Origin of the sequence: Mannheimia sp. USDA-ARS-USMARC-1261, assembly GCF_000521605.1 — a bacterium.
GTDB lineage: Bacteria > Pseudomonadota > Gammaproteobacteria > Enterobacterales > Pasteurellaceae > Mannheimia > Mannheimia indoligenes.
This window is the reverse complement of the sequence record NZ_CP006942.1, coordinates 2,146,301-2,159,532: the sequence shown is the minus strand read 5'-3', so window position 1 is coordinate 2,159,532 and position 13,232 is coordinate 2,146,301. Positions and strand designations below refer to the sequence as shown.

General features: G+C 38.4%; 13 protein-coding genes and 1 pseudogene. 9 read left to right on the top strand and 5 right to left on the bottom strand.

Annotated features, from left to right (window positions below; translation table 11 throughout):
• Positions 1-21: 21 nt before the first annotated feature.
• Together X781_RS10450 and X781_RS10445 are read left to right on the top strand one after the other, a co-directional pair.
• A complete protein-coding gene (locus X781_RS10450; RefSeq protein ID WP_025236816.1) occupies positions 22-450 on the top strand; it encodes a nitrate reductase cytochrome c-type subunit in 429 nt (142 codons plus the stop codon).
• A gap of 10 nt (positions 451-460) precedes the next feature.
• Positions 461-1,069, top strand: a complete 609-nt coding sequence (locus tag X781_RS10445) for a NapC/NirT family cytochrome c (RefSeq protein WP_025236815.1) — start codon at positions 461-463, stop codon at positions 1,067-1,069.
• An 83-nt stretch (positions 1,070-1,152) separates the two neighbouring features.
• Here X781_RS10445 and cpdA read toward each other — a convergent pair whose 3' ends face one another.
• Positions 1,153-1,989 (bottom strand): 3',5'-cyclic-AMP phosphodiesterase, encoded by an 837-nt coding sequence (gene cpdA, locus X781_RS10440; RefSeq protein ID WP_025236814.1) that lies wholly within the window; start codon positions 1,987-1,989, stop codon positions 1,153-1,155.
• 313 nt (positions 1,990-2,302) lie between these two features.
• On the opposite strand from cpdA, the gene X781_RS10435 reads away from it, so the two are divergent.
• The 4 genes from X781_RS10435 to X781_RS12565 all read left to right on the top strand — a co-directional run bounded on the left by X781_RS10435 (position 2,303) and on the right by X781_RS12565 (position 5,831).
• Positions 2,303-2,983, top strand: a complete 681-nt coding sequence (locus X781_RS10435) for a CPBP family intramembrane glutamic endopeptidase (RefSeq protein WP_025236813.1) — start codon at positions 2,303-2,305, stop codon at positions 2,981-2,983.
• Between the two features lie 156 nt (positions 2,984-3,139).
• Positions 3,140-4,342, top strand: coding sequence for a Slam-dependent surface lipoprotein (locus X781_RS10430; RefSeq protein WP_025236812.1), 1,203 nt, complete (start codon positions 3,140-3,142; stop codon positions 4,340-4,342).
• Positions 4,343-4,424: 82 nt separating this feature from the next.
• Complete coding sequence (locus X781_RS12570; protein WP_235068747.1) at positions 4,425-4,985, top strand: hypothetical protein; 561 nt, start codon at positions 4,425-4,427, stop codon at positions 4,983-4,985.
• An 18-nt stretch (positions 4,986-5,003) separates the two neighbouring features.
• Complete coding sequence (locus X781_RS12565; protein ID WP_235068746.1) at positions 5,004-5,831, top strand: surface lipoprotein assembly modifier; 828 nt, start codon at positions 5,004-5,006, stop codon at positions 5,829-5,831.
• Between the two features lie 56 nt (positions 5,832-5,887).
• On the opposite strand, the gene nudF is transcribed toward X781_RS12565, so the two are convergent.
• Genes nudF through X781_RS10405 form a run of 4 tightly spaced genes read right to left on the bottom strand, consistent with a single transcriptional unit; the run spans position 5,888 to position 8,125 of the window.
• Positions 5,888-6,505, bottom strand: coding sequence for an ADP-ribose diphosphatase (nudF, locus tag X781_RS10420; protein WP_025236811.1), 618 nt, complete (start codon positions 6,503-6,505; stop codon positions 5,888-5,890).
• An 8-nt stretch (positions 6,506-6,513) separates the two neighbouring features.
• Positions 6,514-6,933, bottom strand: coding sequence for a phosphate-starvation-inducible protein PsiE (psiE, locus tag X781_RS10415; RefSeq protein ID WP_025236810.1), 420 nt, complete (start codon positions 6,931-6,933; stop codon positions 6,514-6,516).
• Between the two features lie 9 nt (positions 6,934-6,942).
• Positions 6,943-7,677 carry a 4'-phosphopantetheinyl transferase family protein gene (locus tag X781_RS10410; protein ID WP_025236809.1) on the bottom strand — a complete coding sequence of 245 codons (735 nt, stop codon included), beginning with the start codon at positions 7,675-7,677 and terminating at the stop codon, positions 6,943-6,945.
• A gap of 19 nt (positions 7,678-7,696) precedes the next feature.
• A complete protein-coding gene (locus X781_RS10405) occupies positions 7,697-8,125 on the bottom strand; it encodes an EamA family transporter (RefSeq protein ID WP_025236808.1) in 429 nt (142 codons plus the stop codon).
• Positions 8,126-8,283: 158 nt separating this feature from the next.
• Between X781_RS10405 and nhaA the strand changes: the two genes are divergently transcribed.
• From nhaA to X781_RS12690, 3 genes and pseudogenes are all read left to right on the top strand, one after another.
• Positions 8,284-9,462 carry a Na+/H+ antiporter NhaA gene (gene nhaA / locus X781_RS10400; protein WP_025236807.1) on the top strand — a complete coding sequence of 393 codons (1,179 nt, stop codon included), beginning with the start codon at positions 8,284-8,286 and terminating at the stop codon, positions 9,460-9,462.
• A gap of 301 nt (positions 9,463-9,763) precedes the next feature.
• Positions 9,764-10,354: an ESPR domain-containing protein gene (locus X781_RS10395; protein WP_025236806.1), complete on the top strand. Its 591-nt coding sequence runs from the start codon at positions 9,764-9,766 to the stop codon at positions 10,352-10,354.
• Positions 10,245-12,698, top strand: a pseudogene (locus tag X781_RS12690) (hypothetical protein); the annotation flags it as partial. The gene X781_RS10395 and the pseudogene X781_RS12690, both read left to right, overlap by 110 nt.
• Positions 12,699-13,232: the final 534 nt, after the last annotated feature.

Below are 13,232 nucleotides of genomic sequence, written 5' to 3'. Positions count from 1 at the left end.
TTTTAATGGAGTGAACCTCAAATGAGAAAATATCTTGCCCTAATTTTAGCCGCAATGACCGGCTTTGCAATGGCAGAAGCACCGAAGTTGTCAGGCTCTATTGATGATACAACTGAAAGTGTTGCCCCCGGGTTTCATAACCCACAAAAAGATGTAGGAAATATTCCAACCACTTTCCCATTCCAACCACCACTTGTTCCACATAGCATTCGTGGCTTACAAGTGAGTAAAAATGTGAACCAATGTTTGGCGTGCCACGCAGTTGAGCCTTCAAAAGTAACAGGTGCAACACCATTACCGAAGAGCCACTTTACTAACCGTGATGGTAAGGCACTCCAAACTGAATCGCCAAGTCGTTACTTCTGTTTACAATGCCACGTGCAACAAACAAACGTAAACCCGATTGTTCAAAATAAATTTGAGTCTGTACGACAAACGCAAGGTAAATAAGGAGTAAGCAATGATAAGAAGATTTTTTAACTGGTTACGTCGCCCAAGTAGAATGGCAATTGGCTTAGTAATTCTACTTTCTGCATTAGGTGGTATTTTTGCGTGGAGTGGTTTTAATGCTGGGCTTGCTTATACCAATACCGAAGAATTTTGTTCAAGCTGTCATATGAATGATGTTGTGCCTGAATATCGTGCCTCTGCTCACTACTCAAACCGTAGTGGTGTGAAAGCGATTTGTTCAGACTGCCACGTTCCACACGAATTTTTCCCGAAATGGAAACGTAAAATTATTGCAGCTAAAGAAGTATATGCTCACTACACCGGTAAAGTGGATACCAAAGAGAAATTTGAAGCACATCGTGGTGAAATGGCAGCTCGTGAATGGGAGCGTTTGAAAGCGAACAATTCACAAGAGTGTCGTAATTGCCATAACTTTGAAGATATGGATTTCACTCAACAAAAAACAGTGGCACAGCAAATGCACGCATTGGCACAAGAGCAAAATAAAACCTGTATCGACTGCCACAAAGGGATCGCTCACAATCTTCCACATATGGAAGCGGTTCAAAAAGGCTTTATCCCTGATGACTTAATGAAAAAAACAGAAGAGAAAAAATAACTTCTGAAAAGAAAATAGCCCTCAAATCAACATTGAGGGCTATTTTTTTATCCGTAGGGGCAAATTGCAATTTGCCCAACTCGCTAGTAACCAAGAGCATTTAGATTTGGTAAAAAATCATTGGAATTTAACCGCTTGACGGTGGTTTCTATCGCACCATTTTCGTGGAGTATAATTTCTCGCCAGCCTTGAGGCAATAAATCTAAGGTAAACTGATCACAATTCGGCTTGAATTGGATGCAAGTTGAAGGCGTTGCGTAAATAGGAATACCATTCCAAATATCATCTACCTGTTGATGAATATGTCCGTGTACAATCCCTTTGATATTATTAAACGGCTGTAAAATTTTTGCTAATTCATCACTATTTTTTAGGCTGTGCTGATCAAGCCAAGCGGAATTTGTTGGCAGAATATTGTGATGCAATGCGATTAAAGTAAAACGTTCCGGGTATTCATTCAATTTTGCTTCTAACCATTTCAGCTGATGGTAACAAAGTTCACCATAAGGCATACCGGCAACTTGTGTATTTAATAGAAGAAGCTGCCATTTCTCGCCGATTAAAATTTGCTTATGTGGCAAGATATGTGAATATTCACCCAAAATTTCGGTCATATTTGGCTGAACATCGTGATTACCCTCTAACCAAACAATTGGCGTTTTCAAGGGCTCGGTCAGCTGAGCAAAATAGTGATAGCCAGCGATATTATGATCTTGAATTAAATCCCCCGTTGAAAGAACTAAATCAAAACCTTGTTGCGTTTGCTCAATTTGTTTTTGTATCTGCTCAATGACCGCTGAGAAACTTTTAACCGTTTTAACATTGAGCAGAGTTTCCTCTGTGTGAGAAAAGAGATGCGGATCGGTTATCTGCAATAACCGAACTGTGCCATTTTTCGGCAACTCAAACTGTTCGCTCATTCTTATGTGCCTATTCAAATTTTCATAAATTTTAACTCACTAAATTTTACCAGTAAGCGAAAATGAAAAATGTGGTTTATGCCACATTTTTGAAAAAAAGTAAGCTAAATTTTGAAGTTTTTCATAATTAGCGTATTGAATGTATAATATCCATACTTTTTTTAATGTTTCTATTTTTGACTAATAAAATCTTAAGGACGATAATTACCTCTTATTAGGTATATAAAGGCATTAATAGGCGTTGATGATAAGGCTGATTGCTTAACAAGCGGTCTTTTTTTATGAAAAATTTACAAAGGAGAACAAGAAAAAAATGAAAAGAGCGTACTTAAATATATTGGATCTCGTTGTTCTAACCATCATCTTTTTCGGATTAGCAATTTATACTTCTTTTTCACAATATTTATTGCTAAGTCAAGAAACAGTTACGTTAGAAGAGAGTTTAACTTTTTCGAATGCACAAAATTATCAAGCATTTATAACCCAACTTGGATTATTAATAGCTGCATTTTGCTATTTAAAATGGCGGAATTTTAACTTTAGCCAATGGCATATTGAGCCATCTTTAAAATCGGTTTTACAAGGTGTTGGGTTATTTATCTTACTATCACTCGCAATGGATCTTTATTATGCGGTAATTTATGGATTTTACGTTTCTGATAATTCTGTCTCATTTTTAAATGTATTAAGAGAGGTTCGATTTTCAACGGTATTGTATGCCATACTGAATGGCTTTTATGAAGAGATATTTTTTCTAGGTATCTGCCTTGCGGTTAAGCCTAATTATTTGAAGTGGGCGGTACTTTACTCACTTATTATTCGTGTCAGTTTTCACACATATCAAGGATTAGAAACCGCCTTAGGATTAGGAATTTGGCTTGGTTTAATTATTTATCTCCTCTACTCCCGCTCAAAAGAGAAAAATCTATTTCCGTTTTGGGTAGCCCACAGTATCGCTGATGTGTTTGGGCTAAGCGTGATAGCATATTTTTAAGTGAATTACCCTATTTAAACTCATTGTACCAGATGTCTAAAAAACATTATTTTTTATATGGAAATGTATTTTTGGGTTTATAATATAACTTATGGTTATTCTATATAACTGAAAGTTATTTTTGTTAAATTTTTGTTTAATTAAAGGGAACAAATTATGAGTATTAAAAAATTAACCTTAGCAAGTTTGATCTTAATTGGTTTAACAGCTTGTGGTAGCAGTGGTTCAGGTAGTGGTTCAAATCATAAATCGCCTGAGCAGAAGATTACGGAACAAAAGCAACAGCTAAAAGATAAAGCTGATACAGCAAAAGTGGAAGCGGAACGCTTGAAGAAACAAGCTGAAAAAGCAAAAGAAAAAGCAGAAAGTCTGGCAAAAGAGGCAGAAAAAGCAAAAACAGAAGCGGAACGTTTAGCACAAGAAAAAGCAGAAAAAGCGAAGGCTGAAGCAGAGCGTTTGGCAAAAGAAGCAGAAAAAGCGAAAATGGAAGCAGAACGTTTAGCGAAGGAAAAGGTAGAAAAAGCAAAAACAGAAGCGGAACGTTTAGCACAAGAAAAAGCAGAAAAGGCGAAAGCTGAAGCAGAGCGTTTGGCAAAAGAAGCAGAAAAGGCAAAAATGGAAGCAGAACGTTTAGCGAAGGAAGAGGCAGAAAAAGCAAAAACAGAAGCGGAACGTTTAGCACAAGAAAAAGCAGAAAAAGCGAAAGCTGAAGCAGAACGTTTGGCGAAAGAAGCAGAAAAAGCGAAGGCGGAAGCAGAGCGTTTAGCTAAGGAAAAAGCAGAGAAAGAGAAGTCAGAAGAGCAAAAAATTATTGATGCCAAAGGTGGAGTTGATAATAAACAGATTGGGTTAAGTGAAATTCCTGTTATTAAGGAAGATGGTGGTAAAAAAGAGACTTACGGTAGTCTCTATAATCAGAAATATTCTGTTGTGAAAGCTCAAATAGTTAAAACAGGAGATGATTTAAGCAATGTTAATTCAATTGTTGAAGTAAAAGGCTTAAATACAGAAAAATTACCTTCTGAAGGCAAAGCTACTTATAATGGAAAAGCCTTTGATGCTCACGGGGATGAAGGTATTTATGCAGGTAACTTAACTTATGAAGTTAATTTTTCTGAGCGTACAGGTTCAGGTCAAATAATTAATACATTGGATGGTACTATTGACTTGGATAAAGGTAACATAGATAAAGGTTTGATTTCTTCCACTGCACATCATCGTAAGGGAGAGCATACTCAAAGCGGTAGATATGAAGTTCAATTTTTTGGACCTAATGCAGAAGAAATTGGTGGTAAAGTAGATATCCAAGACGATGGAAGAACACATAGTTTTGGTATTAGTGGAACTAAAGCTAACTAAAATTTATTAATACTATTTAATAATTCTCCTTTACTCACAAATGCCGTTTACGTTTAAATTAAACGGCATTTCTTTCTAGATTATGAATAAAAAATTACTGCTATTACTCCTTTTCTCACCATTGGTGAAAGCGGAAACAATTGTTGAATTTGACCAAGATCAGAAAGAGTTTAATCACGACAGACAAGCGGTTGAATTTGAACAAAAAATTGTAAAAAACACGCAAAAATCGACCGCTTACTTGCCTGATGAACAAGTAACAGAAAGTGTAGAACAACAAATTAACCAAGCGATCTTAACGCAAAATTGGGAAAAGCTTGAAATATTACTGACAGCGTATTCAATGCAACAGCAAGCAGATCCGCTTCTACTGGATTATGCTTCAGCGGCGTTAGCGTATGCTAAAAAAGATCATCGCTCGGCAATTTTTTACTATCAACAATTGCTCAAGAAACAACCTTCTTTTATTTATCCTCGATTTGATTTAGCCCTAATTCTAAAAGAAGATTTCCGCTACCGAGAGGCTCAGAAAGAATTTGAGCAACTGAAAACAACTGCTCCACATAATTTACACGCGACCATAAATAATGCATTGGAGCAAATGGCGGAAGAGGAACAGTGGAAGCCTGATTTCTATCTGTAATATACGCAAACCAATAATGTGAATAATGCAGCATCTTCGCCGATCGTGAACATAAATGGGCGAATTTTCCATAAAGCTGAGGAAAGTTTGCCTCAATCCGCTAAAGGATTTAGATATGGCGTTGGGCTAAGCAAAATGCAAAATGTAAGTGGCAATCACTTTATTGGAGCAGATTTGGCTTATAACGGTGTGTATTATTGGAATAATCAGGATTACAGCGAGCAAGTGTTGTCAATTACACCGAGCTATAGCTATAGAAAAGCTACTTACCGTATAGGTTTATCACCATTTATTGAACAAAATTGGCTAGGGAGTTCACGCGACAATTATCAATTTGGTGGCAGGGTTAATGTAATGAAACTCTTGGAGCGAGGGATAGTGTCCGGTTCATTCAGTCATACACAGAAACGCTATTTTGATACTGCCACCGCTGAGTATTATAACAGTTATCGCAATCAAGTAACGGTTGGAACACAATGGCAAGCGGTCAAAAATTGGCGATTTTTTGCAAATGTAATGGCAAACCGTGAAATTGCACGCGAAAAAGCTCAATCTTCTAATAAATGGTTGGCAACTATTGGGGTAATTCACCAAACGCAACGCTGGTCAAGCTCTGCAAGTGTGGGCTATGGCAAACGCTATTTTGCGGATAAACACTATTTATTGGACTACAAACGACAAGATAAAGAATACCAGGCGAATGTTGCAGTTTGGAATCAAAACTGGCATTGGAACGGTATTGTGCCGAAGTTAAATTTCCGCTACCAAAAAATAGACAGCAATATTGCAGATTTTTACTCTCGCAGTAATAAAGAAGTATTTTTAACGGTAGAGAAGGTGTTTTAACCATAAGAAAATAAGGGCAAATAATGATTTGCCCTTATAAAATGTTAACGTATTGATTAAACGATATATTTCTTATAATTCAACTGCAACCATTGCAACCCGATAACTGCAATCACATTATCAATTTTACCTTCCTCAACCCATTGATAAGCCTGCTCACGGCTGACAACGTGGACTAAAATATCCTCATTTTCTTCTTCTAATAAACCGTGAACTTCGCCTGATTTGACTTTACTGCTATCAATCAAGCCAAGAAATAAATGTAAACGCTCAAGCTGTCCGCCGGGGCTGTCCCATACGCTAAGGGCGTGTTGTACTTCGCTTACTTCTAAGCCTGCTTCTTCTTTTGCTTCCCGAATAGCGACTTCAGCGGGTTCTTCATTGCCTTTATCAACCATACCAGCGACTAATTCTAATAACCAAGGCGATTTTTTCTGGGAAGAGTCATAAGCCCCAATACGCACTTGCTCAACCAGCACTACATTATCCAGTTTGGGATCATAAGCAATAAGTGCGGCTGCTTCGCCTTTAATGAGTAATTCACGCACCACATCGCCGCTCATTTCACCGGAAAAGAGCTTGTGGCGGAAAGTGATTTTTTGTAGTTCAAAATGCCCTTTGTAAACGGTCTCTTTGTTTACAATCTGCAAATCTTCATATTGATATTGGTTCATTTTGCCCCCTAGCTTCTTTGTAAACGATCGCTATGTACAAGATACAATGCAACAATCATTACTAAAATAGAAAGAGAGAAAAGTAGCGTATGCATTGCATTTGAGTGATCGACAATAATCAATCTCACCATTGCGGTAATGCCGATATACAGAAAATATCGCAATGGGAAATGGTAGTTCGATTTAAAATATTTCACAATTAAGGCGAGAAACTCAAAATAGAGAAAGAAAATCACAATATGTTCAACCACTTGGAATTTCTCGCTGTTACCCAGTAATAACTCATACAGAGAATAGGCTTCAGCAAAAAGGGAATAAGAGAGCAAAATGCCGGCAACAAGTAAAGAGGCATTCAGCACCCATTGAAAAATTTCTGACGCCATTTTGCCAAACGTGGAGTGGTGTTCTTCTAAAGATTTTTTAGGCATTCATTGTCCTTAATTAACATCATAAACAAGCGACTGGCATTCAACGGGCTGGAGCAGCCCATTGTGCCAATGGTATAACAAAGGCTCAGATAATAGCATATTTTCCGGTTGCTGATAGAAGTAGCTTAAATAGAACGGCAATTCACTGACAAAATGCAATTTACCTTTCGGGCAGTGAGCAGAAAAAATCCGTTTTTCAAGCGGAAGATGCCTTACTTCCGACAATTTCACAATCCCCACGCCTTGCGATTTTAAAATTGCTTCTCGCAAGCACCAGCTGAGATAAAAACGTTGCGAAAGGTTATTCAGCAACGGGCAATGTTCATCTAATAACATCGCTTGTTCCTCCACATTTGCATAGTGGCGAATAAGATCTGCATAACGCCTTTCTTTCTGTGGGTGTTCAATATCAATGCCTACTGCCAATTTTGCAAAAAAATGCGAAAAAATGACCGCTATCCAATCGCCCGAATGGCTGATATTAAAATCAATCTGTTCTGAATTGACAAAAGGTCTGCCGCTTTTAGTGTGTTGAATATGGTCTAACAACCTCAAATCCAAATCATATTTTTTAAACAGTTCGGTAAGTAAAAAATGAGCCGCACGGCGGCTCTGCCATTTCTGAATTTGCTTTTTATTTAAATTTTCAGGCATTGACGGAAAGTCAAAATCATTCGGCAAAACGGCTTGCCGATGAATAAAAGCAATTTCGATGTAGGGGATTGGATTTGCAAAATTTTCCATAAAAATGACCGCTTGTAGGTTAGCGTTTAAATGCGAGCAACAGCACGCCTGCTGAAATCAGCCCAATGCCCGCCCACTCTTGCCCGCTTGGGCGTTCGCCAAGAAATATCACCGCAAAAAGAGTAACCAGCACAAGGCTGAATTTATCAACAGGTGCTACTTGAGAGGCATTTCCCATCTGGAGAGCTTTAAAATAAGCCAGCCAAGAAATACCTGTTGCGATGCCTGAGAGAATAAGAAATAACCAGTTCTTAGCGGTTATATGCTGCACAGGCTGCCATTTGCCTGTGTAGGTAAGAAAGGCAATTAACGCAATGATGATAACAATAGTGCGAATAAAAGTGGCAAAATCGGAATTCATATTTTGCAAACCCACTTTAGCAAAAATTGCTGTGAGGGCGGCAAAAACAGCGGAAATTGATGCCCAATAGAACCATTCATTGCTCATAACAAATCCCTAACATTTTTGATGAAATTATATTCAAACAGATTGTTGAAATGTAACATATCTCTAGTTTATCAAATTTTCTATTTGATCTTACGGAAATCTTTGGTAAAAGATAAATTGTATGGAAAATGTATAAATCAATGAATAGGAGAATTTAAGTGGGAAGATTACTTTTACTTTTAAAATCGGAAGCAGCTGGGGGAATTTTGTTGCTGATTTTTGCGTTTGCGGCAATCATCTTAGCTAACTCATCGCTCAGTGATACTTATTTTGACTTCTTACAAACCAATGTTAGTTTTCAGTTTGGTACTTTTGCTTTAACCAAGCCATTATTGTTATGGATCAATGATGGATTAATGGCAATTTTCTTCACGTTGGTCGGTTTAGAAGTGAAAAGAGAGCTATTTGAAGGCTCGTTGTCGAGTTTAAGAAACGCAATATTTCCTGCGGTAGCGGCAATTGGTGGAATGGTTGTGCCGGCGTTGGTTTTCTGGTTCATTAATAAAGATTATCCACAATATCACTCAGGCTGGGCGATTCCAATGGCAACTGATATTGCTTTTGCTGTCGGCATTGTGGCATTACTCGGTGCACGTGTGCCTTTAGCTCTAAAAGTCTTTTTATTGGCATTAGCCATTATTGATGACTTAGGGGCAATTATTGTTATTGCTTTGTTCTATTCACAAGAAATCAGTGTGCAAGCCTTAACCATTGCAGGTATTGCGATTATAGGGCTGATTTTGCTTAATCGTTTCAAAGTGAGTTCACTGTGTGCCTATTTAGTGGTTGGCTTAGTGTTATGGACATCGGTCTTAAAATCAGGGGTTCACGCCACGTTAGCCGGGGTAATTATCGGTTTCTGCGTACCGCTAAAAGGTAAAAATGGCGAGCGCCCGGCAGAAGAGTTAGAACATATTCTAATGCCTTGGTGCTCATTTATGATTTTACCTTTCTTCGCCTTTGCGAATGCAGGCGTTTCATTAGCCGGAATGGGTATGGAACAACTCACTTCACCATTACCATTAGGTATTGCGTTAGGTTTGATTATCGGTAAAACCGTTGGCGTGTTCGGCTTTAGTTACTTAGCGGTATTATTCCGTTTAGCAAGTTTGCCGCAGGGTGTGAATTTCAAACAAATTTTCGCTATTGCGGTGCTATGTGGTATTGGTTTTACAATGTCAATGTTCATTGCAAGCCTTGCTTTTGATGTAAGCGAAGCGGGGGAAGTTACTACTGCATTAGCTCGTTTGGGAATCTTATTAGGCTCGGCGGTGTCGGCGATTTTAGGTTATGTGTTATTAAGAATGTTTACATCTTCAACATTGGAGCATAGCTAGGTAACACTGATAAATAATACAAAAGTAAAGTTTATTGTAAATTTTGGCGAATATGCTGTTGATTTTACGCTTTAGGAAGGGAAATTTATAAAGTTATTAAAAATTTATTGAGATTATAAAGTGAAAAAGTTAGGCGTATAGTACAAAATTTAGTATAATGAAAAAGAAAGTATTCTTATGATATAAGCGGTTGTCAAAGCGTTTATTCGGAGTATTGTGCGGTTTTCGAATTATTTACAAAATAGCTTATTTCTTAAGTTAATAGAAATAAGCTATTTTTATGTCTTAAAGGGATTAAATTATGAATAAAATATTTAAGGTTATTTTTAACCGAACGACACAAAAAATGGAAGTTGTGTCTGAACTTGCCCGTTCACAAGGTAAGTCTACCTCTTCGACAGATGAGCGTGGTGGGAATCTGTTTTTAAATGTATTAAACAGCACATTGTTTACCGGTGGTATGGCAGTATTAGCATTATCTGCTGTTTCAGCAGAGGCGGCGATTTATATTGAAGAGACTTCTGTGGGTAGTTCAGTTACTACAGGAAAAGAAAAAGGGGGAGAGGGAGTATTTACTTATCCTTATAACTACTATAACCCTGGTAGTTTATCATATTCTGATCCTAAAAATACTGTGAATAATGGTAACTATGATAATCGACACTCAACAGGTATTGCATTAGGTAAAGAGACAAATGTTGTATCTCGTTACACAAAAGGTAGTAATGGTATCGCTATTGGTGATTATTCAAGTTCTACAGGCGGTTTAGGTATCGCAATTGGTGCGTATTCACAATCACTTGAGATTGGTTCTGTTGCATTGGGGGCTGCTTCTCGTGCAGCTGGGTTTAACTCATTTGCAGCACAGAGACAATCAAGCAGCTATTGGTGACTATTCTGCGGCAATTGGGGCAACTTCTTGGGCAAATAGTACAGCAAGCTTTGCGATAGGTGCTTCTGCAACAGCACTTGGAACTCGTTCTTTTGCAATTGGTTCAGGTGTACCTCACACTATAAATACAGATGAAAATGAAGTTAGAAAGAGTACTTATGATGGTGAGAATAACACTTATTCATATGGTGATGATGCTTTCGCTATTGGTACTAAAGCTAAAACGAATGGTAAAAATGCCTTTGCTATCGGTACAAATGCGAATGCAGGTGGGTTTAAAGAGCAGGCTTCTAACATAGCTGAAGTAGGTAAATTTATCGTTGCGGATACAGCTAAATCAGCTGAGAGTGCATTTGCTTTAGGTACGAATACTAAGGCAAATTCAAAAGATTCTGTAGCCTTTAGTACTAATGCTACGGCGACTGGTGATGGTGCTATAGCATTTGGTGTGAAGTCTGTTGCTAATGGTACAGGTGCAATTGCATTTGGTAATGTTTCTAACACTACTGGAGCGAATGCAATCAGTATTGGTTGGAATGCAACCTCATCTGCTGATAAAGTGATTAGTATTGGTGCATATGCTACAGCAACTAAAAATGGTGCAACTGCTATTGGTGAAGAAGCAAAATCAAAGGGGAATTATTCTACTGCGTTAGGTTACCATTCTAATGTTAGCGAAGCTAATGCAACTGCAGTGGGGGCGAAATCTAATGTAACAAAAGCTGGTGGTAGTGCTATCGGTTTTGAGTCAGAATCATCAGGGGAGTATGCAACAGCTATAGGTCATAAATCTAAAGCACAAGGGAACTATTCTCTTTCTCTAGGTGATGAATCAAATACGATTGGGAAAAATTCATCTGCAATTGGTAAAAATGCGGTAGCAAATGGCGATTTTGCTATTGCTATAGGTAATGCAGATAGCACCAATTTAGATGGTACGAAAACCCAAGCGGGTGGTGTTCGAGCAATTGCGGTGGGTACAACAGCGAGAACAAGTGCGAATGATACTATTGCTGTTGGTACGCGTACAGAATCTACCGTTGGGGGTGCAATTAGTGTGGGTTATGAAGCAAAATCAAAAGCTCTTGATGCAATTGCGATTGGTACAAATACGAATATCAGCAATGTAGGTGCTAAAGGTAGTATTGCCATTGGTAATTCTGCTGGTACTCAAGGATTTAGAAATTATAATGTAGAAAAAGTAGATGCGAATGAGGCAGGTTATAAGCCATCAAAAATTGATAAGAATTTAGGTGAAGCATTACAAGATACTATAGCGATTGGTACTAACTCTCACGCTTATGGTCATGATTCGATTGCAATTGGTACGCGAGCTCAAGCTGTATTTAATAATTCCGATACATCACGCAATTCATTAAATAGCGGTGCTGTGGCAATCGGTTATCAAACTATTGCACAGGGTGATCAATCTATTGCTTTAGGTTCTCGTGCTGAAGCTGTGAACCGTCAGGCTATGGCGTTGGGTAATGATTCTTTTGCTTCCGGTGTAGGTGCGATTGTAATCGGGGGCGATGATTCTTTACCACACGGTAGTGCAGCGGATGCCGGTTATCAACTTGATACAGGTTTCTTTGATGCAAATAATAAAAAATACCGCCAATCTGCCGCGACCGGTAATGGAGCAGTAGTTGTGGGTGTGCACAGCCAAGCATTAAGTCAAGGCTCAACCGCTATTGGTGTAGCAGCTACCGCAGGTGATAATGGCGAGACTAGAACAAAAGATAATGCAACAACAGCAACTACAGCAAAAGAAGCTACCGCTGTTGGTGCTAAATCACGTGCAAAATTAGAGCATACTACTGCAGTTGGTTATTCTGCTGAAGCATTAGGCGTAAATTCAACAACTGTAGGTGCAGAATCTAAAGCAAATTCTACTAATGCATTTGCAGGTGGTTATAAGGCAACGGCAGATGGTGTGAATGCAACCGCGATTGGTTCGTCGGCTGTAACAACAAATGCAGATAACGCCATTGCTATCGGTACATCAGTAAATGTGTCAGGGGCTCGTTCTGCTGCAATGGGTTATAACAACACAGTTACTGCGACTGATACCTTTGTATTAGGCTCAAATGTGAGCGTAGGCACAACAGGTTCGGTTGTGTTAGGTGCGAATTCTACGGCGGCAACAGCAAAAGCTATTGATTCTGCAACAGTAGGCAAATTATCTTACAGTGGTTTTGCTGGTGATGAAAATATTATTAGTGGTGATTATGTAAGTATAGGTAATTCTACTAATGCTCGCCAAATTAAATTTGTCGCACCGGGTGAAATTTCAAAAACATCAACTGATGCAATTAATGGCTCACAACTTTATGCAACTAATGAAGTGATGAGTAATATTGCAAGTTCAGTTAATTCAACCTTTGGTGGCAATTCAGTATTGAACCCTAATGGTACGCTTACGTTTACTAATATTGGCGATACCAATAAAAATAACATTCACGATGCAATTAAGGCGGCTAAAACACAGGTTAGAGCAGGCTCTAATGTGAATGTAACTAAAGGAGTAGAAAATGGCACAGATGTTTATACCGTAAATGCTTATAACACAACGGTAAGTGCTGTTGCAACCAATGGCAAGAGCTATATTACTGCGACACCTAAACCTGTTACCGGGGCTGCTAACACAACAAATTACGAAGTGGCTTTGACTACAGATGCAATTGCTGATTTTACGAAAGATACTGATACCTCTGCAACCGTAACTAACGGTTCGACAGCGATCAGTGTAACTTCAAAGCCAAATGCTACCAATGCGAATATTACGGACTATACGGTTGATCTTTCTCAAGCAACGAAAGATACCATTGCAAATAATACGAAAAATATCGCAAATAATAGCCAAAATATTACGAAT